A 24629-nucleotide genomic window follows, 5' to 3' on the forward strand; every position below is an offset into this window, starting at 1 on the left:
GAGAAATGAGAGTTGGGGGATTAGATATGTCCAAAAAGATAGAAACGAGTTTGAAGGCTTTTTTTCGTGACAAAACGATATTAGTTACTGGCGGTACAGGTTCAATCGGACGTCAAATTGTGAAAAAATTAACATCATGCTCTCCAAAAAAGATTATCGTCTTCAGCAAAGATGACAGCAAACAATACATGATGAAAAATGAGTATGCGGATCACCCAGAAGTCGCCTTCGCTTTAGGCGATGTACGAGATGCAAGCCGCGTGAGACAGCTCGTCAAAGGCGTTGATATCATCTTTCATGCAGCTGCTTTAAAACAAGTACCCACTTGTGAAGACAATCCGTTTGAAGCCGTGCAAACAAATATTATCGGCGGGCAGCACATCATTGAGGCTGCAATCGAACATGAAGTCAGTCATGTTGTCAACATCTCCACAGACAAAGCAGTTTCTCCGACAAATGCCATGGGTGCAACAAAATTAATTTCAGAAAAACTATTTTTCCAAGCAAACGAAAGCATTCCGAATCAAAAAACGATGTTTTGCTCTGTGCGTTTCGGCAATGTGCTTGGATCAAGAGGTTCCGTCATTCCCATCATGCTCCAGCAGTTGTTAAATGAAAAACCTTTGACTGTAACGGACCCTCATATGACACGTTTTTTTATGTCCATCGAAGAGGCTGTCTCCCTCACACTTCAAGCAGCCATCATGATGAAAGGCGGCGAAACGTTCATTCTCAAGATGGAGTCTTTACAGCTTGCTGATCTCTTAAAAGCGTTTCATGAATATGCTGCTCAAATCAATGTCGCATCTCCGGATATTCTCGTTGTCGGGAAAAGACCTGGAGAAAAGCTTCACGAAGAGCTCACATTTCCGCACGAAGCAGATGCACTATTTGAGCATGAACAATTTTATGCCATTTTACCAAGACCACAACTGCATGCTGACTTTCAAAAAGTCGACTTAACCAATTACACATCCAATGAAGCGCCTCTCATTACAAAAGAAAAGCTATTCCGCATCATTGAACAATTACATCATACGCATCATAAAAAATAAAAAATCGTCACACGGAAGCAGATGCTTTCCATGTGGCGATTTTTCAATAGATCAATCAAATAGATGTTTCAGATCCCCATAGCCTTCTTTTTCAAGATCATCTTTTGGAATAAACTTTAAAGCGGCTGAGTTAATACAATAACGAAGACCATTTGGTCCTGGTCCATCAGGAAAGACATGGCCTAGATGAGAATCTGCTGTCTTGCTGCGCACCTCTGTCCGCACCATCCCATGGCTCTTATCCACCTTTTCCGCTACTTCCTCATCTTCAAGCGGCTTTGTGAAACTCGGCCATCCGCAATGGGCATCAAACTTATCTAAAGAAGAAAAAAGTGGCTTGCCAGAAATGATATCTACATAAACGCCTTCTTCTTTATGATCCCAGAATTCATTTTGAAATGGCGGCTCAGTGCCATTATTTTGCGTGACTTCGTACTGCATTCGGTTTAATTCTTTCAGTCGTTTTTCTTTGTCATTTGTCATGATTTATCACTCCAATGGGACTCAATAAAACCCGCTCTGCCAGAACCGACATGATATCGTTCGTAGTGCATTTTGTTCTTTTTATAATAGTGCTGATGATATTCCTCTGCGGGATAAAAAGGAGCAGCATCTAAAATTTCTGTCACAATTGGCTTTTGGAAAGTGCCGCTTTCGTTCAGCTTCTCTTTCGATGCCTCTGCAAGCTTTCTTTGCTCGTCATGATGAACATAAATACCTGTGCGGTAGGACTCTCCTCTATCACCAAACTGCCCGCCATCATCTGTTGGGTCAATTTGCTGCCAATACAGTTCTAATAGCTTTTCATATGGGAAAACGTCTGGATCAAACGTGATTTGAACCGCTTCTCTATGTCCCGTTGTATTTGTACATACTTCTTCATAGGTCGGATTCACTGTATGTCCGCCAGTATACCCTGATTCAACTTTGATAATGCCCGGCTGTTCATCAAAAGGTTTAACCATACACCAGAAGCAGCCTCCTGCAAATGTGGCTAATTCTTGTTTTTCAGACATATTAGTGCCCCCTTCATTTAAAAAATGGTATCATCATATTATAACATGATGAAAAATAATGAAAACGATACGACTTGTATACCTAAAATATAAAAAAGCATTTTGTCGTATTTTAAAATATAATGGGGGTTTAATGATTGGAACAAAGAAAAAAAATGATGTATGAAATGGATACTTTACTGAGAACCGTATTTAAGCAGATCCGTTATGAGATTAACAGCCTGCTCGAAAACGAATTATCTCGGAATGAATTTCTCATTTTAAATCTGCTTCGTGAGCAAGGTGCAAAAAAAGTAACGGAATTTGCGTCCATTCTAGGTGTGTCAGCAAGCCATATCACTGCTGTGACCGACACACTCGTAGAAAAGGGCTGGATCACCCGTATCCGTTCTAAAGAGGATCGCCGCATCATCAAAATCCACTTAACCGATAAGGGTAAGGAAATTACTGAGCATTTTGAGAAAAAGAAAACAGAATACTTTATGGAGCGATTTGAGTCATTCGACGACGAGGAACTAAAAACAATGATCAGATTATTTAAAAAGCTGGATAAAAGTCAAAAGGATGAAGCATAGAATTTAGCGCTCTGGACATGCTACGGATAAAAAGAGGTGGAATGAATCATGACAAGCCCTTATCTTTGTCCAAACTGTAAAACAAACAGAACGCGCTTTAATCTGATTGAGCAGCTTTCAGAACCTGTGAAGCTTGACCCTGCGACCGGAGCAGTTGTCGAAAGATACGAAGGAGATCAGCTTTCCCCTTTTCACATGAGCTATCAAGGTCCTCAAATAAAGGTCCAGTGCGGTGTTTGTGGTCTCATTGAGGATGAAAAAACGTTCATTAAACTAGCTGAATATCATCAATATTCTTCTCCTTCTTAACATGCGGGCCTGACGGAAAACGTCAGGCTTTTTTCTATGCTTCTTTTGCCTATACAGATCGCCTTTTTCATGCATACGCTACAAAAAACACCATCGCATAAGAAAGTAGGGATTGATGACATGCAGCAGCTCTTATATCATGACTATCCATACCGTCCACTCGCTGCGGGCTTCGAGCACCCTCAAAGCAGCCCTTCACCCAAAGCCTTTATTCGGCTCTTTCACGCTGCCCCAGATCTTAGTGAGCTCGCTGTATATGTGAACCGGAATGAGATCTTGAAAAAAATGCCTTACAGCCATTTAACAGCTTATATGGAGTGGGATGAGGGAATGTATGAGATAGAAGTGTTCAAGCTAGCAACAAAAGAAAGAGTCCTTCATTCTCGTATGATGATTAAACGTGACGAGATTTACACCCTATGTATCACAGGTGCGCATGCAGGTTTTGCGCTGCTGACAGAACGGCAAGACCCTCTGATTCAACACGAAGACCTGTCAGCCCTTACATTTGTCCACCTTTCTCCAGACCTTCCTTCCATTGATATATATGAACGTGATCAAGGGGTGTTAGCTAAGGAGCTTCACTATGTAAACAGCACTCACATTCATCATTTCTCCCCGAATAAATATCATTTTGAATTGAAAGCCGCCGGCACTCAAAGTATACTGCTTGATATCCCAAAAGTTCATCTGCAAGCAAATCGCGCATACCTCATTCTGCTTCATGGATTTGCTAATGGAGAGCCAGAGCTTATGGCGAAGGTGGTCTTGTCTCAGCAAATATAAAAAAGAGCCTTTTCCATAAAGGGAAGGCTCTTTACGAGACATCTTCAGCTTTTTCTTGCTTTTGAAAATCAAAAGCAAGAATCATGATACCTAGAAATAATGCACAATAGGCAATATTAAAGTAAAACTGATCGATATTTTCTGCTCTTAAATCAGTGGCAGCTGTGATGCCAAAGTACGCAGCAAATAAAAACGACAGTAAACTAAAATATTGATAGACTCGCTTCATGATTTCACTCCTGACTCACTTTCTATTGCTTTGGATGATAGTATGAGAACTCAATTTCATCGTTCTCTAGATCAATTTTGTTTGCTTTCACATACATATCATTCGTCAACGGCATTTCTGAAAGGCGCACTTCAACCGTTTTTTGATCCGGTTTCACATGAACGAATTCTGGCAGTTCATAGAACTGGCCCATGTAGCTTAGAACAAAACTAATCGGAATGCTCAATTGTCCAATTGAAAGGCCATCCACTTTCAAAAGCACATCACCATTATCTTCGACAGTTGGCGTAAATGAGACGTTTGCATCAATCGTCGAAGAGAAAGCTTTAATGGCGCCTGTTACTTTCACATCTTGATCGATCGCCACATGAAAGTCTGGCATATCGCTTGACCCTTGATTTTTCAAGTAATCATTGATAAAGCTGGTGAGTGATTCCTTTGAGCTAGATATATTAAAAGAATACTCGCTTTTCAATTCTTTAGTTGAAGCGGATTGACCGCCTGGCATTAACATCAAAATACCGCAGGCAAGTACAATCAATAGATTGATTGCAAGTAAAATAAAAAATAAGCTTTTCCACTTTTTCATACGTTCACCCTATTCCTTCGGCAGTCCTTCTTTTTTCACTTTGGAGAATAAACGATTTGCCATAAGAGAGTACCCCTTTTGGTTTGGGTGGAAATCATCATCTGCCAGTAATTTTTCATCAGAATCATCCTCAAATAAATCTGCTACATTGATCATATCAGCGTTGCCATCTTTTTTTAGTTCTTTTTTGGCGACGGCATTCCAGTCTTTGACGACTTCATCAATGTCTTTCAGCTCAGTGAGACTAAATTTAAAGGGATTATACATGCTTACATACATGATCTTCGCATGGTCATTATGTTCTCTCAGTTGAGCAAGAATGGTTTTAAAGCGCTCCTCAAAAGGCCCCTGCTCTTTTTGAAAAGGAGCAAACGTCAAATTGAGTACATTTTGACGAACGACATGCATTAAGTCATTGCCGCCGATCGTAAAGAAAATATAGTCAGCATCTTTCAGACCGTCTTGCACCTTTTTTTCTTTTAATCTTTTTAATAAATCTACCGTTCTACTGCCTTTAATGGCATAGTTTTTTAATGTGACAGATTGCACGCCGTCCACTGCTTCTAACTTGTCACGGGTCATGCCTGCATATCCTTTTTTTTGTTGATCTCCGATTCCTTCTGTTAAGGAATCTCCAACCGCTGCGATGGTAATATGTTCTTTTACGTCTTGTGTGTCTTCTAGTTTATCCTTTATGCCAGCCTCTTGCGCGGAACATGCATAAAGAACAAAAGCTAGAGACATCACAATCAAAATCAAACGAGCCTTCAAACGATGATGTCCCTCCTTTTTCTGATTAAAAAAGTGTATCATGTTTTTGCTCATTTGAACATCTTTATGCTAGCTACGGATCAGCGTTTTGATGTCCTTGATGATGTCATCATATGGCGTGTTTTGTACACCATCATAATTTTTCATCACTTTTCCTTCTTGATCAACTAGGAAAAACAATGACTGATGGATCACTTGGTCTTCATCTTCAGGTTTCTTCACAATGGTTTTAAAGCTTTTCATTGCGAATTTTTCAATTGCTGACTGCGAGTAACCAGTGAGGAAATCCCAATTTTTAAAGGATAAAGGATATGCTTTTGCAAATTCTTTTAGCTTTTTCGGTGAATCTACCTCCGGGTCCACGCTAAAGGAAATGATATGCGCATCCAATTTTTCTTCTTTTAACCGTTTTTGCAGCTCTGTCATATGTGCAGTCATCGGCGGACAGATCGTTTCACAGCTTGTGAAAATAAAATCTGCCACCCATACTTTCCCCTTCAAATCATCCAATGACACCTTTTGTCCATCCTGATTTTCATATTCAAACGGCTGTATTTGATAATTTAACGCATCTTTGATTTGTCCATTTGAACATGAGACTAAAAGAAGCACGCTTATGATCATAAGCGCACCAAGTGAGGCTCCCCTTTTTTTAAGCATGGTACGTCCATCCCCTTTTCGAAGTCAATCGGTATAAAAAGTAAAGCCTATTGCACCTTTTCCAGTGTGACACGAAATAATCGGTGTTGTGTAGGCGATGTCAACAGGTGCTTCAGGTGTATGGTCAAGCAGCGCTGATTTGAGCTTTTCAGCGAGTTCTAATGCATCTGCATGCGCTATCCCAATGGCTTGAACTGTTTTTCCTTTCACCGCCTGTACATACTGTTTGGTTAAATAGCGGACAAGAGCAGAATAGCTTCTCACATTCGCTTCTGGCGTGTATACCCCGTCTGTTAAGCTGGCAATTGGTTTGATGTGAAGAAGTGAGCCGATCAGCGCCTTCCCTCTTCCAATTCTTCCACCTTTCACGAGATTTTCTAATGTATCGATTGTGACAAATAGCTTTGTTCCAAGACGGATTTTATCCATTTCTTTGATAATATCTTCACGGCTTGCACCATTTTGTGCAAGTTCGGCTGCTTTGGTGACTTGAAACCCTAATCCATATGAAATAAAGTTTGAATCAATCACCGTGATGTTTCCGTCTACCATTTTCGAAGCGCTTTCAGCAGTTTGAACCGTACCACTCATCCCACCCGTTAAATGGATACTAATGACTTCGCTTCCATCTGCCGTCAGCCTTTCATATAATTCGACGAATTGACCGATCGCAGGTTGAGACGTTTTCGGCAATTCTTCAGCGGCCTCCATTTTTTCGATAAATTCATCTGGCTGTATATTCACTCGGTCAATATAATCAACCCCAGAAATGGAGATATTGAGCGGAATCACGTGAATTGAAAGATCATTGATTTTTTCTTGCGGAAGATCCACAGTAGAATCTGTTACAATTTTAATTTGTTTCACTATCGTCTCATCCTTGCTGTCTTAGTCTTTACTTATGATATTACCTTATTTCGTGCGTACTTGAAAACAACTGTCAGAACGTTTTTGAAATTGTCACATTTGCTTGTTTGCATGAAAAAAATCCTTGCCAAATCTGAGCAACAGCCATTTTAAAACAGCCGCTCACTCCCTTTGACAAAGATTCCTTTTTTACGCATTGTGTTTCAGTGTAGGCTTCTGATAGATCTGCTCATATGTGCTCCACTTGACGTTACGTTTCACATCCTCTCTGAAAGAGTACACAGCTCTCTTTCCTTTAGATACATAGACTTTTTTCAAGAAAGCTTCAAGTCTAAAGGTGAGCATGAAACGATACGGCTCATCTCCCTTTAGTACAGGAACTTCTGTTACCTTGATCTGAGCTCCATCCATCCGTCTAAAACATATTGTTTTGAGCAGCACAAACGATCAATCCTCTTTTCCAATGTTCTGTTACGCCTAAATAAATAGGTGGAATAAATCTTGATCTTTATTCACTTCAACATAATGGAATCCTTTTTTATTCATCCGTTCAATGAGCGCCGCATAGTCATCTCTTTCTTTCAATTCGATGCCAACAAGCGCCGGTCCTTTGCTTCGGTTATTCTTTTTCGTATATTCAAAGCGGGAGATATCATCATTTGGCCCTAATACTTCATCTAAAAACTCCCGAAGCGCACCTGCTCTTTGCGGAAAATTGACAATGAAATAATGTTGTAGCCCTTCATAGATCATCGACCGTTCTTTGATTTCCTGCATTCTGCCAATGTCATTATTTCCTCCACTGACAATACAGACAACATTTTTCCCTTTAATCTCCTCGCGATGGGCATCCAGCGCTGCGATCGGAAGTGCACCTGCCGGCTCTGCTACAATCGCACATTGATTATAAAGCTCTAAAATGGTTGTACATACTTTCCCTTCAGGTACAAGACTAATTTTATCGACAACAGATTGTAGCGATGTAAACGTCTTTTCGCCAATCCGCTGAACCGCTGCTCCGTCTACAAACTTATCAATGGAATCAAGTGTCACAACCTTACCCTTTTCATGGGAAGCATGGAGTGAAGCTGCGCCAAGCGGTTCGACGGCAATGATTTCGGTTTCTGGGGCGATATTTTTGATATATGTACCAACACCAGATAACAGACCTCCACCTCCAACACTTGCAAATAAAAAGTGAGGCTCCACTTCGATATCATTTAATATTTCTACAGCAGTCGTTCCTTGTCCTGCCATCACATCCAAATCATCAAACGGATGGATAAACTCGCGCTTTTCTTCATCTCCGCATTTCACTGCTTCATGATATGAATCATCAAACGTATCTCCGGTTAAGATAATTTCAACATATTCTTTTCCGAAAAGCTCTACTTGAGATACTTTTTGCCTTGGTGTCGTAGCAGGCATAAAGATTTTTCCGTGGATACCTAGATATTTACAAGAATAGGCAACACCTTGTGCATGATTTCCTGCACTTGCACAAACAATGCCGTTTTTTAGTTTATCTTTTGGAAGCTGGCTCATTTTATTAAAAGCGCCTCTTAATTTAAAGGAACGAACTACTTGAAGATCCTCTCTTTTTAAGTAGACATTACATTCATATCGTTCAGAAAGTCGCTCATTTTTTTGAAGAGGTGTATGAATGACTACATCCTTCAAATTTTGATGGGCCTTTAAAATGTCTTTCACTTGAATTAGCGTGTTTTCTTTGAGCAACGGTTTCATGTACAAGATCCTTTCTCTTTAACCTTATTTAATTTGTCATTATAACATGAATATTCAAAAAATAAACCAATAGATCATAGATCAAGCATAAATTTCATAAACTTTTTCGTTTCTCTGTACATTTGGTTTTATTGGGTGTTACAATTGAACCAATTAGAACCACAAAGAAAGGAATCACCCGATGACCACACATTCATTTACGTCTATATATGGAGAGCACCAAGAAATGAAGCGTGCCATTCACCTGGCAAAGCAATTCACAAAACACGAGCAGCCGGTCTTGATCACAGGAGAAATTGGCACAGGTAAAACACGATTTGCCCATGAAATTGCTCATGCATCGGCTCCAAACGCTTCACTGACACATCTATATTGTCCCATCCTAGATGAAGATACCTTGCAGAAAGCCTTCACTGAAAAAAAACGTCAAATTCTTTATTTAGACGAAATTGCCGCATTAAGTATTCCTATGCAGCATCAGGTCATTCGTTTTCTAGAAATCTCTCCTGCAACAAAAATCATTGCCACTTCGTCTTTATCAATAGAGGCATTGAGGGTTTCATCTACCTTTTTACCTGAGCTGTTTTATCGCTTAAACGTTTTCCATTTACCTTTACCGTCATTAGCAGATCGAAAAACAGATATTCCTGTGTTAACAACTGCTTTCTTTCAGGAGCTGAGCATGGCACCTGATATTGATCCAAGTGTTTGGGAAACCTTGCAGGAGTATCCGTTTGAAGGAAACGTACAGGAACTCAAAAATATCGTTCATTATGCTGCAGTCATTCTCGAAGGGCAAACGGTATTTTTACATCACCTGCCGCCTTTTGTATTAACCCCTCTTTCGCCGGAGGTAAAAGGAAAAAAAGAAGAACATCAGCTCACTTTAATGGAAAAACAAGAGTTTGTTTTCCTACTGGAAGCCATTAAATCTCTCAATGAGAAAGGTGAAGCAGCCAGCAGACGCATCTTGTCTGAATTAAGCAAGCAAGGCGACATCCCGCTGACCCCTCAGCAGGTAAGAAGCCGATTAGATGACCTTGAGAAAAAAGCATACGTGACGAAAGGAAAGGGCAGGGCCGGCACGAAGATTACTCTTGAAGGTCTTTCATTCCTGAAGTCACTTGATGGTTATATACCGGTTCAATAAAAGGAGGACATCCATTGTTTACTGTAAAAGAAGAAATTGCAAACGCCATTACACATGGCATAGGCGTTATTTTATCCATACCAGCCATTGTTTTTCTTGTGTTATTCGCTGTTCAATACGGCACTGTCACAGAGATCGTAAGCTTTTCAATATTTGGCGCATCTATGCTGCTGCTCTATTTAAGCTCGACCTTGCTTCATAGCATTCGGCACAAAAAAACAAAAGATGTATTTGAAATCCTCGATCACTCGGCTATTTATGTATTGATTGCTGGTACCTACACGCCCTTTTTACTAGGACCATTAAAAGGCGCACTCGGCTATACGCTTCTTGCGATTGTATGGGCTCTTGCTGCTGGCGGAATTGTCTTTAAAATCTTTTTCGTCAAACGGTTTATCATTGTGTCCACCCTTGTTTATTTATTAATGGGCTGGATGATTATCATTGCCATCAAACCACTTTACATTGGGTTAACAGGCCCAGGGTTTGGCCTCTTACTGTTAGGCGGTCTATTGTATTCAGCCGGAACCATCTTTTATATTTGGCGGAAGATCCCCTATCATCATGCGATTTGGCACAGCTTTGTTCTAGGCGGCAGTGCATCCATGTTCTTCTGTATTCTTTTCTACTGTGTGAACATTCCTGCTGCATGAAAAAAACCAGCATCCGAAAGTGGATGCTGGTTTTTCTATGCGCGCTTTTGGGCGTAATCGCTCATCATGACAGGTGCTTTAATATGAATATCAACATTCACAGGGTGCAGTCTTTTCACGACTTTCCCAGTTAATAGACGATCCGTTCCACTTGTTTCAATCGGTACAAGCGGACAATCACAATCTTCAGCAAGTGCCTCTGCTATGTGACGCTGTGCTTCTGAAAGCAATACACTCTGCCCAGATAAGATTTTTTCCTTTGCTTCTTCTAATAAGGCATCATCAGATTGATTCTGATGAATAATCGCCATCTTCTTCAGCCATTGTTTTAAAATAGGATATCGAAAAAGATTCGGCTTTGCCATGAAAGCAAATGGTTTCTCAAGGTGACCAATCAATAATGCCGTTGTGGCTGGATTCAGTGCCTGTGTGATATAAATAACGGGTCCATCCGGCAGCTTCTTTTGCTGGTGAATGGTCATGACTGATCCTGACTGATCAATACAGCCCCTGGCAAACCTTTTTGCATGCTCATGAATGAGATGCATTCGTTTCGTATAGGAAATGCGCGGATCAGTTAATTCATGGGCATGCAAATGCCTCATACTTTTAAAAAGGGATACAACAACATAAATCGTTAAAAACCAATAACGAAACAACCGTACTCCTCCTACTCATTTATCCTTTTTTGTCATAAACGACAAATTCATAATTGTAGGGGTTCTTTTCGTCACGATGGCCTTTTTCGCGTGATACAACCGTCCATTCGTTTTCATCGTAATCAGGAAAGTAGCGGTCTCCTTCAAACGCATGATGAATATGCGTAATATATAGACGATCCGCATATGGCATCATTTCTTCATACAGCTTAGACCCGCCGATGATAAATAACTCTGTCTCGCTTTTTCCAATTGCCAAAATATCAGCAATGGAATGGACAACCTCACATCCTTCTGCTTCAAAAGAAGAACTTGTTGTGAGCACGATATTACGGCGGTTAGGCAGCGCTCGTCCAATGGATTCAAACGTTTTTCTGCCCATGACAATCGTATGGCCGCCTGTGACCTTCTTAAAATACGCTAAATCAGCTGGTAAATGCCAGGGCATTTGATTATCTTGACCAATGACTCTGTCTTTTCCTGTCGCCACAATCATTGAAATCATACACTGACTTCTCCTTTGATATGCGGATGTGGATCATAGTTCTCAAGTACAAAATCATCGAACGTGAAATCGAAAATGCTCTTCACATCTCTTGTGATGCGAAGCTGCGGAAGCGTGCGTTCCTCGCGCTCTAGCTGCATGTTCACCTGCGGAAGATGATTCTGATAAATATGTGCATCTCCTAGCGTATGAACAAACTCTCCTGGCTCAAGATTTGTGACTTTGGCAATCATCATCGTAAGAAGAGCATATGAAGCAATATTAAATGGGACGCCTAAAAAGATATCTGCCGATCTTTGATAGAGCTGGCAGGAAAGCTTCCCATTTGATACGTAAAATTGAAACAGACAATGGCATGGTGGCAGCGCCATTTGATCAATTTCACCCGGGTTCCAAGCGCTGACGATCAGTCTTCTTGAATTCGGATTATGCTCGATATCATGGATCAGCTTTGTGATCTGATCCACAGTCTCACCATCCCCACTAGCCCAAGATCGCCACTGTGCCCCGTACACACGGCCCAGTTCGCCATTTTCATCTGCCCATTCGTTCCAAATACGGACACCATTTTCCTGAAGGTATTTGACATTTGTATCACCTTTTAAAAACCACAGTAACTCATGAATAATTGATTTCAGGTGCAATTTCTTTGTTGTTAACAGTGGAAATCCTTCCTGCAAATCAAATCTCATCTGGTAACCGAACGTGCTGATTGTGCCTGTTCCCGTTCTGTCACCTTTTTCATCCCCGTGCTGTAATACATGACGGCATAACTCTTTGTATTGTTTCATTTTTTTCATCCTTTATTTATGTTCTTGTTGTAGTTTACCTTATTTCTGCTTTTGTTTAAACCAAAAAAACATGCCTGCATGAGGAGCAGACATGTTTTTCTTTTTATACTTGATTCACTCGATCCTGCTCTTCATCCTTAATATCTTGGTGTGAGTGAGCAATACGACTAGCTGCTGCTGCAGCTAGCGCGGCGACAAGGTCATCAAGGAAAGTATGTACTTCACCTGGGCGACCTTCATCTAATTCCCTAATAATGCCAAACTTCTCTTTATCTAAATAACCGAAGTTCGTCAAACCGATTGATCCATATACATTGACAATGGAAAGCGGAATAATCTCATCAATTCCATATAGCGGCTCATCTGTTTCAACTAAGTGCTGCAAAGGTTCTGGCAATAGCTTTTGTTCAGCCAGCTGGTCAAGGGCAAGTCCTGTTAAAACTGCATGGACAATTTCCCTTTTATTCAACACTTTCTCAACATTTTCAATACAGACACTAAGTGGAAGGTTTGGATGGTATTTTTCTTGAAGCTTTAGCACAATGTGTGCAATATCTTCAATTTTCACTCCACGTTCGTTTAACATTTGTTTTGTAATCTGCACCATTTCGTTCATTGTATATTTTTTCAATTGGCATGACATCTCCTTCTAGTGGCTCATCCAGCTCGGCGGGGTGTTTTTGTCCCAGTAAATATTACCGAGTTCATGATGCGTCTGGAATCCATCTTCTGCTGTATGGTAGTGAAAGTTAAACCAATATCCGCTGTGTGGCGGCTGATCTCTTCTCACATGAAAACGGAGCAAATCTTCTCCAGTCTTCCGATTGTAGATGTGAAAGATTTTTTCGCCATTTCCGCTTGAAGGCTGATCAGTTAACACAACATCTTGAAATTTTTCGTCATCTTTGAAATTTGTTAAAACATCGGTTAACACTTGTTCAATTTTCGGTTGAATCTCTTCTCTGTACTCGTCTTCAATGACAGGTGTGATTTTACGGCCGAATTTGAGAAAGGATTGATTTTCTGCACTTGATAGAACCTCTTCCTTATATTTCTCAAAGGGGTCTACCTGCTCTTCGCTTGCCTCTTGCGATCGTTCCCAGCTGCGCAATTCATCTGATGTATCATAAACCGCTGTATAAGGCGTTTTATCAGGTGAAGAAAGTTCAGATGGCTTGTCTGTCATCAAAGCCGACGGAGGAGAAACCAAACCAAAAGTTGCAATTGTAAAGAGCGCAACAAGCGTTTTTCTCATCCACATCTTCATGATATCTAATTCCTTCCATAAGTTATCATACTGCTATTCTAGCATATAATGAATTTTCAGTCATTCAATTTGGTCACTGATTTGAGACTTTCTTTTTCATAATAAAACGTTTACAATAACAGTACAGGCAACTAAAATTTGGGAGGAATGGGTATGCTTGAAGGCTTTTTCATCACAGCTTCCTTGCTGACACTGTTTTATTTTGTCTATATGGAAATTACGGATTAAAAGCCCTTAGTGAGGGCTTTTTTCTTTCTCGATATACCCATAATGAAATTGGGCTGTTTTTCGTTTGATGACATGAAATTGGTAAGAGTCTGCTATAAATCGTGTGCTTTTCCAATGATCTTTTAACACCACTCTTTTTCTTGCCACCCTTAATGCTTCTTGCACGGCTGATTCGTGATCAAAGTCGTGCTCTGCCGCATGACGCAGCGGCGCTATACTTGTAGATTCTTGAATCGTTTCCTCAAACATGGGGTCAAAATAGACGATATCAAATGAACAGTCAGGATACTTCTTTAGCTGCTCGATACTGTCTCCACTGATAACAGAAATCCGTTTCATCGCTTCATCAGCTTCCTCTATTCCCGTCTCCCATGTATTCAGTCCTTCTCGCACTAGTAATGCCGTAATGGGATTCTTTTCAATACCGACGACCCTTCCCTTCCTGCCTATCGCACAGCTTGCAGTAATCGCATCAGACCCTAAGCCAAGTGTGCAATCTAAAAAGGAATCGCCCGGCTTTAGCTGTGCTGCTTCAATTAAAGGATCCTTTTCTCCGCGCAAGAGCCGCTTCACCCTGAACATCGCTGAGCTTGGATGAAAGAAGAACTTTTCACCATTTGGCTGATACCATTCAAATCTTTCTTTCCCGACAACAAGGACATCTCCTCGTTTCACCGCAAGCTGCTTGACGGATTGTTTGCGTCTTTCTACATACTCACCATGTAAATCCTCTGCAAGACCCTTCGCTGTTTCAATCGTTTGTTCATTTGCTCTAAAGCTTGTTGTAATGAGCATATCGTTCCTCCATCATGATCAAGAAAAAATGCCCTGATCTAGTTACAGGGCATTTCAACACGTGTATTAGCAATGTTTTTCGAATGCAGTTAAGACATTTTTCATGATATCTTCCATTTCATGACCTTCAATTTCGTCACGCGGGATAAAATGAACGAGTTCATTTCCTTTTAAAAGGGCCATAGAAGGAGATGATGGCTCTTCACCTGTGAAATATTCTCTCATTTTTGCCGTGGCTTCCCGGTCCTGCCCAGCAAATACTGTGACGATTTTGTCTGGCGCTTTTTCTGCCTTCATTACAGCTTGAGTCGCTGCTGGGCGCGCTAATCCTGCAGCACAGCCGCATACAGAATTAACAACAACAAATGTTGTTCCTTCAGCCTCTTGCATGGTTTGTTCTACTTCTTCTTCCGTCGTCAGTTCTTGAAATCCTGCACTTGTCAGCTCTTGGCGCATTGGCACAACGAGCTGGCGCATATATTCTTCATATGCCATTGACATAAAAAAGCCCCCTCTAAAATCCTTATGTTGTGAATAAAGGATACTATAGAGAGAGCCAATTTTCAAATGTTCTATTTCAGATTAAATTTTCATGATTCCGCCTGTATTGGCTGATGTCACAAGTTTTGAATATCTAGCAAGATAGCCAGTTTTCACTTTTGGTTCAAAGCCTTTCCAGTTCGCTTTTCGTTTTTCCCATTCTTCTTCTGGAACATCGACGCTTAAAATGCGCTGTTCAATATCGACGACGACATGGTCACCATTTTCAACAAAGGCAAGCGGGCCGCCCTCAGCTGCTTCAGGAGAGACGTGTCCGATAGACAAGCCGCGTGAAGCGCCGGAAAAACGTCCGTCCGTAATTAAAGCAACCTTTGGTCCAAGTCCCATCCCGACAATTTGCGAAGTAGGAGCAAGCATTTCTGGCATACCAGGTCCGCCTTTAGGCCCTTCATAGCGAATGATAACAACATGTCCTGCTTCTACTTTTCTATTAATGATGCCTTCAAGAGCTTCTTCTTGGGATTCAAATACGATCGCAGGCCCTTCGTGACGTGTGATCCCATCTTGTACCCCGCCCGTTTTAATAATGGCTCCATCTGGCGCAAGGTTTCCAAATAAAACGGCTAAGCCGCCCTTTTCAGTAAATGGTTTGTCGATTGGATAAATGACGTTATAGTCCTTAACCTCATGACCTGCAATGTTCTCACCAAGCGTTTTCGCGGTGACGGTCATTGTATCTAAATGAAGTGCGCCTTCTTTTTTGGACAATTCATTTAGCGCAGCTGTGACGCCGCCGGCTTCATGTAAATCCTCAATATAAACATCCGATGCTGGCGCAAGTTTTGATAAATGAGGCACACGCTCTGCTACTTCATTGATACGTTCAAGTGAATATTCAACACCTGCTTCATTTGCAATCGCCAGTGTGTGAAGAACTGTATTCGTTGACCCACCAAGTGCCATATCTAATGCAAATGCGTTATCAATTGCTTTTTCAGTTACAATATCACGTGGTTTAATATCCTTTTTAATGAGCTCCATTAGTTGTTTTGCTGACTTTTTCGCAAATTCTCTTCGCTCTGGTGATGTCGCCAAAATTGTGCCATTCCCAGGAAGAGCAATTCCAAGCGCCTCTGCTAAACAGTTCATTGAGTTTGCTGTAAACATTCCTGAACAAGATCCGCAGGTCGGACAGCCAAACTGTTCTAATTCATTTAATTCCTCTTCGTTAATTTTACCTGACTGGTATGCACCAACGCCTTCAAATACAGAAGAAAGAGAAATTTTTCTGCCATCACTTGTTCTACCCGCTTCCATCGGTCCACCGCTGACAAAGACCGTTGGAATATTGACACGCATCGCTGCCATCATCATCCCTGGTGTAATTTTATCGCAGTTAGGAATACAAACCATGCCATCAAACCAGTGAGCAGATACAACGGTTTCGACAGAGTCAGCGATGATTTCACGGCTTGGTAATGAATATCTCATCCCGATATGCCCCATCGCAATTCCATCGTCGACCCCAATTGTATTGAATTCAAATGGGACTCCGCCAGCTTCACGAATGGCTTCTTTCACAATCTTTCCGAATTCCTGAAGATGGACATGTCCTGGGACAATATCAATATAGGAATTACATACAGCAATAAATGGCTTGCCGAAGTCCTCATCCTTTACCCCCGCTGCTCTTAGTAAGCTTCGGTGAGGTGCTCTGTCAATTCCTTGTTTAATCATATTACTACGTAGTTCTGCCATCTGTTTAAAAAGCCTCCTATACTACAAGTCTTGTTGACTGTATGATTTTGAGTTGATTTTATTTTACAAATTTTCTGTTTATTTAGCCACCGATGAATGACTGATGACCAACATGGCTGCTGAAGCTAGCGCTCAGCAAGGTTCGTGTCATAAAATCTGACCTCCAATATTCTATATTGGTACTACTATATAGAGTTTTTTCGTATATTTCAACAATATTCAAAATAATTTTTCTAAAAAAATTTTTCTGTCTATGACTTTAAGAAAAACAAGCTGCCTATCATTGGCAGCTTGTTCAAATGTCTCATCATTCTGATGCATTTTTTCTACTTTCTGTCATTTGCTTCCATACTGAACCTTTCGCTGCTTCTCCGTGCTCAATGCGCTCAATCGCCATTTTCACTTGAAGGCTGACTTCAAATTCAGGGTCTTGCTCAGCTTCTTTTAATGCGTCAAGTGCTGTTTCGTCACCTTCTTCATAAAGAAACATCGCTGCACGCCAGCGGACAAGCTTACTTGGATCCTTTAATGCTTCGATCATTGCTTCTATAGCGTTCGGGTCACCAAGGTCTGAAATGCAGTCTCCAGCGGTTCTGCGGACCGTCACTGTTTTATCTTTAAGCCCTTTATATAAAATAGGCAGAATAGCAGGATCTTCAATCATTCCAGCATTCACAACGGCTTGTCTGCGAATGGATGTTTTTGGGTCTTCCATTGCTTTCATTAAAACAGGTATATCCTTTTGCTCTGGCTGCATTTGCTCTAGATGGGCAAAACGCTTTTTCCAATCTTCCTCGTGCAGCATATCTTCTGTTACATCATATGCCTTTCGGTTCACTTGTCGATCTACAGCTTCTTGACCTTCTTTGACTGCCTCTGTTAAGCGTGCTAAACGCTCATCATCATAGGCTGCTTGCAGCTCTTCTGTGACTTCCTGACCGATATCTGCAAAGTCACCAAAACGAACGCCATGTTCTTTCCACACACGTTCAAATACGACATTGTCTGAACTGCTTCTGAGCTTTAAAATAGCTGCTTGGAAGCGTTCAGGCATGCCGAACCGCTCTTCTCTTTCACCGTCTGTTAATTTGACTTGCATCGGAATCCCATTAAACATTTGGACAAACACTTTGACTTCGCCAAATGTGTCACCACCAGACTGCACTCCTTCCTGAAGGCCTTCTGATTCTTGACCAAAGGCTTCTCTGACCTGCTGCAAAATGCCCTGCCAGTCATACTTTGCATTACGCTCAACAGCTAAGAAATCTGCGACATGATAAACACCTTTTACACCTTCAATGTTCAAAATGCGCTTGATCATCTCTGGCGCTTCGTCTTTTTGATCCTTTTTGTAATTGTTGCTTTTACCGCCGGCAAGTGCTTCTGTCAAAATGACCTTCATCGTATTTGGACTTGGCGTCGGTTCTATCGCTGTTATTTTCATCTATACATCCTCCTTACACACATAAAGACCCAACTCATCTGTAAGGCCGCATTCTTCTTTCCATGTCTTGATAAATAGGCTCATCAAATCGTGCCGCTCCTCAGCAAGCAGCTTTCCTGTACGAGTGTTCATGAAGTCTTTTAATTTGAGCAGTTTTTCTTCCATATGTTTTAGCACGGAGCCCTGCTGCCTGCCCTTTGAATAGTGGGGTTCCCCTTTTGCGCCTGCATACGTAAACACCCTCGCAATACCGGTTGCTCCTATCGCATCGAGACGATCTGCATCTTGAACAATAGCCCCTTCTAACGTTATTGGTCTATTCTGCTTATGTCGATGTCGAAAAGACATCGTTGTAATGATGTCCATGATATAACGAATATCCCGCGTATGAACTTCCCAAGAAAGGAGCTGAAGCTCAAGCCGCTTTGGTGAAAGCTGCCATTCACCCGGCAGCTTTTCATCAATGACATCATGAACAATCGCTGCCATTTCAATCACAAACAGAGAGCCGCCTTCCTGATTAGCAATTTGGCGGGCAAGCTGCCGCACACGATCAATATGAGCCGCATCGTGTCCAGTAGGTTCATATTTCAGCCGATCTGAAACAAAGGAGGCAGCTGCCTCCAATTGTTTTTTCTGCATGACGGTAAGCACCTTATTTGTCCAAAAGAGCGATGATGGAGCTTTCTAATTCTTTTGGTGATGTTTTCGGAGAGAACCGCTCAGTGACTTCTCCGTTTTGATCCACGATAAATTTTGTGAAATTCCATTTCACTGTTTTCGTCCCAAGTACACCTTTTGCATGACTTGTTAAATGTTTGAAAAGCGGGTGCGCATTGTCACCATTGACATCTACTTTTGCAAACATAGGGAAGGTCACCCCATAATTCAAAGAACAGAATTCTTGAATGGCTTCTTCTCCTTCTGGTTCTTGGTTCATAAATTGGTTACATGGAAATCCTAAAATTTCAAGGCCCTTTTCATGATATTGATCATATAGCTCTTGCAGTTGTTTAAATTGAGGAGTTAGTCCACATTTGCTTGCTGTGTTGACAATAATGAGTATTTTTCCTTTATAATCTGCCATTGATTTTTCTTGACCGTTAATGGTCTTGACCTGAATATCATAAATTGACATCTCATAGCCTCCTAGGATTCACTTTTTCCTATCGTAACATGCTTCTTTTATAAAATCGCTTTTTATGCTTCCGGTTAAAAGAGTCCTGTCACACTGCCGTCTTCTAATAAATCCATCTCGAGCGCAGCAGGTTTTTTAGGTAATCCAGGCATTGTCAATATGCTTCCAGTTAAAGCAACAATAAATCCTGCTCCTACAGATGGTTTTAACTCACGAATCGTAATGGTGAAGCCCTTAGGTCTCCCAATCAAAGCTGGATCATCCGAAAGTGAATATTGCGTTTTTGCCATACAAACCGGTAAATGCCCCCAGCCGTTTGCCTCGATGGCTGCCAGCTGTTTTCTTGCTTTTGAAGTGAGTGTGACCCCGTCTGCTCCGTAAACCACTTTGGCAACTTTAGATAATTTTTCTTCGATGGCATCATGCTCTTCATACAAATAGGAAAAGCTGTTCTTCTTCTTTTCAATAAGTGTTGCGAGCTCTTCGGCGAGTGCTGTGCCGCCTTCGCCTCCTTCTTCCCATACATTCACAGCCTTGACTGGGTGGCCATGTGCGTGGCACCAATCTTCTATCGCTTGAATCTCTTCTTTTGTATCAGTGATAAACCTGTTAACTGCGACAATGTACGGAAGACCAAAGGATTGGACGGTTTCAATATGCTTTTCTAAATTATGTATACCTTTTAATACAGCTTGTGCATTCTCTTCTTTGAGTTCTGTTTTCTTCATTCCGCCATGCATCTTTAATGCTCTGACTGTCGCCACAATGACCACTGCACCAGGCTTGAAATCACCAGCTCTTGTTTTAATGTGCAGGAACTTTTCTGCTCCAAGATCTGCTCCAAATCCAGCTTCTGTTACGACATAATCAGCTAATTTCGCCGCCATTTTAGTTGCAATTAAACTATTACATCCATGCGCAATATTGGCAAAAGGACCGCCATGAACGAGGGCCGGAGTTCCTTCAATCGTTTGTACAAGATTTGGTTTGAGCGCGTCTTTTAAAAGTAACGTTAGAACACCTTCATATCCAAGTGCGCCAACAGTGACTGGCTCCCCGTCTTGATTATAGGCAACAACAATAGAAGAAAGACGTTTTTTCAAGTCGGTTAAGTCTTCTGCTAAACAAAGGATGGCCATCATTTCGGAGGCAACTGTGATGTCAAACCCGTCTTCTCTAGGATACCCATTTACCTGTCCACCAAGTCCGACAACGACCTGTCTTAATGCACGATCGTTTAAATCAAGCACTCGCTTCCATACAATGCGGCGCGCGTCGATGCCAAGTTCATTTCCGTGATGGATATGGTTATCAATAAACGCAGATAAGGCATTATGTGCAGAAGTAATGGCATGAAAATCTCCTGTAAAATGAAGATTGATTTCTTCCATTGGTAGCACCTGTGAATATCCTCCACCTGCTGCACCACCTTTTATGCCCATTGTAGGACCTAATGAAGGCTCTCGCATTGCAATGATTGCTTTTTTCCCTATTTTTTCGAAGGCTTGGCCGAGTCCAACTGTGACGGTGGACTTCCCTTCACCTGCTGGGGTTGGGTTGATGGATGTGACAAGAATCACATGTCCTTCTTTTTGTTCTTTTAAACGGTCAAAAATAGTCAAAGATATTTTCGCTTTTGTGAAACCATAGCATTCTAATTCTTCGTCATGTATTTGCAGCTTAGCTGCGATGTCTTGAATAGGTCTCAGCTTTGCCTTTTGGGCGATGTCAATATCTGATAAATGCTTTGTGATCATAAATAAACGGCCTCCTTTTTTTCGAGAAACAGCTTTGTTTTTGCTCTGTTTTTCATTGTAACATAATTGAAACATTGAAATATCGCCAGAAAGTTCCTATAATGAAGTGAAATTAGCTTTGATTCAGGGGGTGGCGAGTTGCCTATTAACATACCAGTTCATCTGCCGGCAAAACAAATACTAGAGAGCGAAAATATTTTCGTCATGGATGAGACAAGGGCATTCAATCAAGATATCCGTCCTTTGAATATCGTGATCTTAAATTTAATGCCAAAAAAAATACAAACTGAAACGCAGCTGCTAAGAATGCTCGGAAATTCTCCTTTACAAGTGTACTTTACGTTTTTGATTCCAAGTACGCATACACCGAAGAATACGTCGAGAGAGCATCTAGATGAATTTTATACGACCTTTGAATCGATTCGCCATAAGAAATTTGATGGAATGATCATCACCGGCGCACCAATTGAGCATTTAGCTTTTGAAGAAGTATCCTATTGGAAAGAACTGCAGGAGATTTTAGACTGGAGTAAAACGAATGTGACGTCTACTCTTCACATTTGCTGGGGTGCACAGGCAGGCCTATATCACCATTATGGTATTGAGAAAATCAAGCTTGCTGAGAAAAAATTTGGTGTATTTGAGCATCTTGTGAAAGAGAAAAAAGAAAGATTAGTCAGAGGTTTCGATGAAGTATACTATGTCCCACATTCGAGGCATACAGATATTAATACAGAACAATTAAAAAATACGCCGAATTTGAAAGTATTGAGTGTCTCTGAAGAAGCGGGTGTTTGTTTAATTGTTTCAGATGATGATAAACAAGTATTTTTAACTGGACATCCTGAATATGATACGGACACATTGAAGCAGGAATATGAAAGAGATTTGTTGAAGGATGATACAGTCCAAAAACCTGTCCACTATTTTATAGAAGATGGTGACACATTAGTCCCAGTGAATCGATGGAAAGCCCATGCCACTTTACTGTTTATGAATTGGCTCAATTATTATGTTTATCAAGAAACACCATACGTTTGGGAATAAAATAGACTGTAGTCTGATGATAAATGGCCAAAATGTGTTAAAATACAAATGGCTCTGTCTTCCATTATCAATTTAGTCTTGTTGTTTTTTAAAATTAGTTTAATTCTTTCGTAACGAATGATATGCTCTGGTTGTTTATATGTTATCTTTATGTATATGTAGACCTATGAGATTAATAGTTTTCGTACGAAGTTTTGTTGTTGTTGATTACATTTGAGGTGAATATTCTTGAATACCAATAAAAAAATATTAATCTTGACCGCAAATTATGGAAATGGACATATGCAGGTGGCTAAAACACTGTATGATGAGTGTAAATCCCAAGGATTTGAGCATGTTGTAGTTTCTAATTTGTATCAAGAATCAAATCCCATTGTGTCGGAAGTGACTCAATATTTATACTTGAAGAGCTTTTCCATTGGGAAACAATTTTATCGCTTGTTTTATTACGGTGTAGATAAAATTTACAATAAACGCAAATTTAACATTTATTTAAAAATGGGAAATAAGCGTCTTGATGAACTTATTCAATTACACAATCCGGATATCATTATTATTACATTCCCGATGATTGTTGTTCCTGAATACCGGAACAAAACAGGAAAAGTCATCCCGACATTTAATGTCATGACAGATTTCTGTCTTCATAAGATTTGGGTACATGAAAACATCGACCGGTACTATGTTGCAACCGATTATGTGAAACAAAAATTAGTGGAAATCGGCACACATCCAAGCGATGTCAAAGTGACAGGCATACCTATTAGACCACAATTTGAAGCAGACGTGCCAAAATCGAAGATTTATAAAAAATATGGATTATCATCAAACAAAAAAGTTCTTCTGATTATGGCCGGTGCTCATGGTGTACTGAAAAATGTCAAGGAATTATGTGAAGCATTGCTTCTAGACAGTGAAGTACAAATTGTTGTTGTATGCGGAAAGAACGCAGCGCTGAAACAATCACTAAGCGATCTTGAACAAGCACATCCAGATCAATTGAAGGCGCTTGGATATGTGGAACAAATTGATGAATTGTTCAGAGTAACAGATTGTATGATCACAAAGCCAGGCGGCATTACTTTAACAGAAGCAACAGCAATCGGCGTCCCAGTCATTCTTTACAAGCCTGTCCCTGGACAAGAAAAGGAAAATGCTCATTTCTTTGAAGATTATGGTGCAGCCATTGTCATCAACAGACATGAAGACATTTTAGAATCTGTGACCAACTTACTGCAAGATGAAGAAAAACTAGAAACCATGAAACAAAATATAAAAAAACTTCACTTAAAGCATTCTTCTCAAACCATTTTGGAAGATATCGTTGAGCAATCGGATCTCATCACGAATAATAAAACGTATGCTCGCGCATTATCATAAAAAGGTGTCCGTCATTGACGGACACCTTTTTTCTTTATCCTTGATTTCCATTTGTTGTGTACACTTCTTCAAACGGCTGCACGACAACAAATCCGCTTCCGCTAAACTTCATTTGAATAGACTCACCGCTTCCTCTGCCAATAAAGGTTTTGAATGAAACATCTGTCACAAATTCAGTTTTTAAATCCCCTGACCATGCAACTGTCGCATTCGGATCTGTGTAGACAGAGTCACCCGGCTGAACAATCAATGTGAGCGGCTCATAATGACTCGTAATCGCAACAAGGCCTGGTCCTTCTAATTTGACATTAAATAATCCACCCGCAAGCATCCCCGATACTTTTTTCATCAATTTGATATCCCAGCGGACTGAAGGTTCAAATGCGAGCAGATCATTCCCATTCACAAAAATGGATTCCCCTTGAGCCAGGCGAAGAATTGAGATTTTTTTGCCTTGATCTGCTACATATAATTTCCCATCACCTGTTGCCTTCATGAGTGAAGTGCCTTCTCCTGACAGCATTTTTTTGAACATCTTTGAGACGCCATGCTCAAACACGCCCTCTCGTTCAAATTTGATTTTGCCTCGGTACGAAACCATGGAACCTGTTTTTGCCCAAATGGTATCAGTCAAATTAATTTCTAAAAGTCTTGGTGTTTCAAGTTCGAAGACCCCTTCTCCCTTATCTTCCTGCTGCGTATTCTGAACAAATTCTTCGAGTGTATAACGATTCATGATAGCACCTCTTTCTGTATTTTTTTTATATACGGACAAACTGTGCATAAAGTTTCAGAAAATGGGGACGGTTCAGCTATAATTGTTATTTGTCAAAAAAAATCAAACATTCTGCTCAAAATTTGGCTCTCCCGCTTGACGCTTTACTTTTGATGGTGTATAGTGGAACCATCATTTAACAACTGCAAAGTCGTTAGGTGATGAAAATTTTTTTTAG

At 40.7% G+C, this 24629-nt stretch carries 30 protein-coding genes; 8 read left to right on the forward strand and 22 right to left on the reverse strand.

Annotated elements, in window-relative coordinates; all coding sequences use genetic code 11:
- Nucleotides 1-26: 26 nt before the first annotated feature.
- On the forward strand, nt 27-1055 hold the full coding sequence (locus tag MHI16_RS09920) for an SDR family NAD(P)-dependent oxidoreductase (RefSeq protein ID WP_342497946.1): 1029 nt from the start codon (nt 27-29) through the stop codon (nt 1053-1055).
- Between the two features lie 51 nt (nt 1056-1106).
- Here MHI16_RS09920 and msrB read toward each other — a convergent pair whose 3' ends face one another.
- The gene (gene msrB, locus MHI16_RS09925) at nt 1107-1538 is read right to left on the reverse strand and encodes a peptide-methionine (R)-S-oxide reductase MsrB (RefSeq protein WP_342497947.1); all 432 of its coding nucleotides are present in this window, start codon (nt 1536-1538) and stop codon (nt 1107-1109) included.
- A complete protein-coding gene (gene msrA, locus MHI16_RS09930) occupies nt 1535-2071 on the reverse strand; it encodes a peptide-methionine (S)-S-oxide reductase MsrA (RefSeq protein ID WP_044141185.1) in 537 nt (178 codons plus the stop codon). Before msrA ends, msrB begins: the two co-directional genes overlap by 4 nt.
- A 137-nt stretch (nt 2072-2208) precedes the next feature.
- Between msrA and MHI16_RS09935 the strand changes: the two genes are divergently transcribed.
- From MHI16_RS09935 to MHI16_RS09945, 3 genes are all read left to right on the forward strand, one after another.
- Nucleotides 2209-2646, forward strand: a complete 438-nt coding sequence (locus tag MHI16_RS09935) for a MarR family transcriptional regulator (RefSeq protein ID WP_095117824.1) — start codon at nt 2209-2211, stop codon at nt 2644-2646.
- Between the two features lie 48 nt (nt 2647-2694).
- Complete coding sequence (locus MHI16_RS09940) at nt 2695-2955, forward strand: DNA alkylation repair protein (protein ID WP_095117826.1); 261 nt, start codon at nt 2695-2697, stop codon at nt 2953-2955.
- 69 nt (nt 2956-3024) lie between these two features.
- Nucleotides 3025-3741 (forward strand): DUF4397 domain-containing protein, encoded by a 717-nt coding sequence (locus MHI16_RS09945; RefSeq protein WP_342497948.1) that lies wholly within the window; start codon nt 3025-3027, stop codon nt 3739-3741.
- Nucleotides 3742-3772: 31 nt separating this feature from the next.
- Here MHI16_RS09945 and ypmT read toward each other — a convergent pair whose 3' ends face one another.
- The 7 genes from ypmT to ilvA form a co-directional block, all read right to left on the reverse strand.
- On the reverse strand, nt 3773-3970 hold the full coding sequence (gene ypmT, locus MHI16_RS09950) for a protein YpmT (protein ID WP_342497949.1): 198 nt from the start codon (nt 3968-3970) through the stop codon (nt 3773-3775).
- Nucleotides 3971-3992: 22 nt separating this feature from the next.
- Nucleotides 3993-4559, reverse strand: coding sequence for a YpmS family protein (locus tag MHI16_RS09955; protein WP_050943897.1), 567 nt, complete (start codon nt 4557-4559; stop codon nt 3993-3995).
- 9 nt (nt 4560-4568) lie between these two features.
- On the reverse strand, nt 4569-5330 hold the full coding sequence (locus MHI16_RS09960) for an SGNH/GDSL hydrolase family protein (protein WP_342497950.1): 762 nt from the start codon (nt 5328-5330) through the stop codon (nt 4569-4571).
- 69 nt (nt 5331-5399) lie between these two features.
- The gene (locus MHI16_RS09965) at nt 5400-5990 is read right to left on the reverse strand and encodes an SCO family protein (RefSeq protein WP_003216134.1); all 591 of its coding nucleotides are present in this window, start codon (nt 5988-5990) and stop codon (nt 5400-5402) included.
- A 24-nt stretch (nt 5991-6014) separates the two neighbouring features.
- Entirely contained in the window at nt 6015-6857 is an 843-nt protein-coding gene (locus tag MHI16_RS09970; protein WP_003215944.1) for a DegV family protein, read from the reverse strand.
- A gap of 189 nt (nt 6858-7046) precedes the next feature.
- Complete coding sequence (locus MHI16_RS09975; protein WP_058014872.1) at nt 7047-7298, reverse strand: YpmP family protein; 252 nt, start codon at nt 7296-7298, stop codon at nt 7047-7049.
- A gap of 36 nt (nt 7299-7334) precedes the next feature.
- Nucleotides 7335-8603 carry a threonine ammonia-lyase IlvA gene (gene ilvA / locus MHI16_RS09980; RefSeq protein WP_003215464.1) on the reverse strand — a complete coding sequence of 423 codons (1269 nt, stop codon included), beginning with the start codon at nt 8601-8603 and terminating at the stop codon, nt 7335-7337.
- Between the two features lie 181 nt (nt 8604-8784).
- On the opposite strand from ilvA, the gene MHI16_RS09985 reads away from it, so the two are divergent.
- Both MHI16_RS09985 and MHI16_RS09990 read left to right on the forward strand, forming a co-directional pair.
- Nucleotides 8785-9753, forward strand: a complete 969-nt coding sequence (locus MHI16_RS09985; RefSeq protein ID WP_058014871.1) for a sigma 54-interacting transcriptional regulator — start codon at nt 8785-8787, stop codon at nt 9751-9753.
- Nucleotides 9754-9767: 14 nt separating this feature from the next.
- A complete protein-coding gene (locus MHI16_RS09990) occupies nt 9768-10406 on the forward strand; it encodes a hemolysin III family protein (protein ID WP_058014870.1) in 639 nt (212 codons plus the stop codon).
- 35 nt (nt 10407-10441) lie between these two features.
- Here MHI16_RS09990 and MHI16_RS09995 read toward each other — a convergent pair whose 3' ends face one another.
- The 12 genes from MHI16_RS09995 to MHI16_RS10050 form a co-directional block, all read right to left on the reverse strand.
- Entirely contained in the window at nt 10442-11065 is a 624-nt protein-coding gene (locus MHI16_RS09995) for a hypothetical protein (RefSeq protein ID WP_058014869.1), read from the reverse strand.
- 19 nt (nt 11066-11084) lie between these two features.
- Nucleotides 11085-11570 (reverse strand): type 3 dihydrofolate reductase, encoded by a 486-nt coding sequence (gene folA, locus MHI16_RS10000; protein WP_058014868.1) that lies wholly within the window; start codon nt 11568-11570, stop codon nt 11085-11087.
- Complete coding sequence (locus tag MHI16_RS10005; protein ID WP_088001643.1) at nt 11567-12361, reverse strand: thymidylate synthase; 795 nt, start codon at nt 12359-12361, stop codon at nt 11567-11569. The genes folA and MHI16_RS10005 overlap by 4 nt, the downstream gene beginning before the upstream one ends.
- A gap of 103 nt (nt 12362-12464) precedes the next feature.
- Entirely contained in the window at nt 12465-12992 is a 528-nt protein-coding gene (locus MHI16_RS10010) for a phosphatidylglycerophosphatase A (protein ID WP_058014866.1), read from the reverse strand.
- A gap of 18 nt (nt 12993-13010) precedes the next feature.
- Complete coding sequence (locus MHI16_RS10015) at nt 13011-13628, reverse strand: YpjP family protein (RefSeq protein ID WP_342497951.1); 618 nt, start codon at nt 13626-13628, stop codon at nt 13011-13013.
- 234 nt (nt 13629-13862) lie between these two features.
- Entirely contained in the window at nt 13863-14651 is a 789-nt protein-coding gene (locus tag MHI16_RS10020) for a class I SAM-dependent methyltransferase (RefSeq protein WP_144462847.1), read from the reverse strand.
- A 66-nt stretch (nt 14652-14717) separates the two neighbouring features.
- Entirely contained in the window at nt 14718-15152 is a 435-nt protein-coding gene (locus MHI16_RS10025; protein ID WP_003215999.1) for a BrxA/BrxB family bacilliredoxin, read from the reverse strand.
- 81 nt (nt 15153-15233) lie between these two features.
- Nucleotides 15234-16910 carry a dihydroxy-acid dehydratase gene (ilvD, locus tag MHI16_RS10030; protein ID WP_012010311.1) on the reverse strand — a complete coding sequence of 559 codons (1677 nt, stop codon included), beginning with the start codon at nt 16908-16910 and terminating at the stop codon, nt 15234-15236.
- 307 nt (nt 16911-17217) lie between these two features.
- Nucleotides 17218-18354 (reverse strand): conserved virulence factor C family protein, encoded by a 1137-nt coding sequence (locus tag MHI16_RS10035; RefSeq protein ID WP_058014863.1) that lies wholly within the window; start codon nt 18352-18354, stop codon nt 17218-17220.
- Nucleotides 18355-18996, reverse strand: a complete 642-nt coding sequence (locus MHI16_RS10040; protein WP_058014862.1) for an HD domain-containing protein — start codon at nt 18994-18996, stop codon at nt 18355-18357.
- A gap of 13 nt (nt 18997-19009) precedes the next feature.
- Complete coding sequence (locus MHI16_RS10045; protein ID WP_058014861.1) at nt 19010-19492, reverse strand: glutathione peroxidase; 483 nt, start codon at nt 19490-19492, stop codon at nt 19010-19012.
- Nucleotides 19493-19566: 74 nt separating this feature from the next.
- Nucleotides 19567-21249, reverse strand: coding sequence for a formate--tetrahydrofolate ligase (locus MHI16_RS10050; protein ID WP_058014860.1), 1683 nt, complete (start codon nt 21247-21249; stop codon nt 19567-19569).
- A gap of 138 nt (nt 21250-21387) precedes the next feature.
- On the opposite strand from MHI16_RS10050, the gene metA reads away from it, so the two are divergent.
- On the forward strand, nt 21388-22296 hold the full coding sequence (metA, locus tag MHI16_RS10055) for a homoserine O-succinyltransferase (RefSeq protein WP_058014859.1): 909 nt from the start codon (nt 21388-21390) through the stop codon (nt 22294-22296).
- Between the two features lie 228 nt (nt 22297-22524).
- Nucleotides 22525-23676, forward strand: coding sequence for a diglucosyl diacylglycerol synthase (locus tag MHI16_RS10060; protein ID WP_058014858.1), 1152 nt, complete (start codon nt 22525-22527; stop codon nt 23674-23676).
- A gap of 34 nt (nt 23677-23710) precedes the next feature.
- Here MHI16_RS10060 and MHI16_RS10065 read toward each other — a convergent pair whose 3' ends face one another.
- Nucleotides 23711-24412, reverse strand: a complete 702-nt coding sequence (locus MHI16_RS10065) for an AIM24 family protein (RefSeq protein ID WP_058014857.1) — start codon at nt 24410-24412, stop codon at nt 23711-23713.
- Nucleotides 24413-24629 lie beyond the last annotated feature (217 nt).

Origin of the sequence: Bacillus sp. FSL K6-0923 (genome assembly GCF_038630825.1) — a bacterium.
GTDB lineage: Bacteria > Bacillota > Bacilli > Bacillales > Bacillaceae > Bacillus > Bacillus pumilus.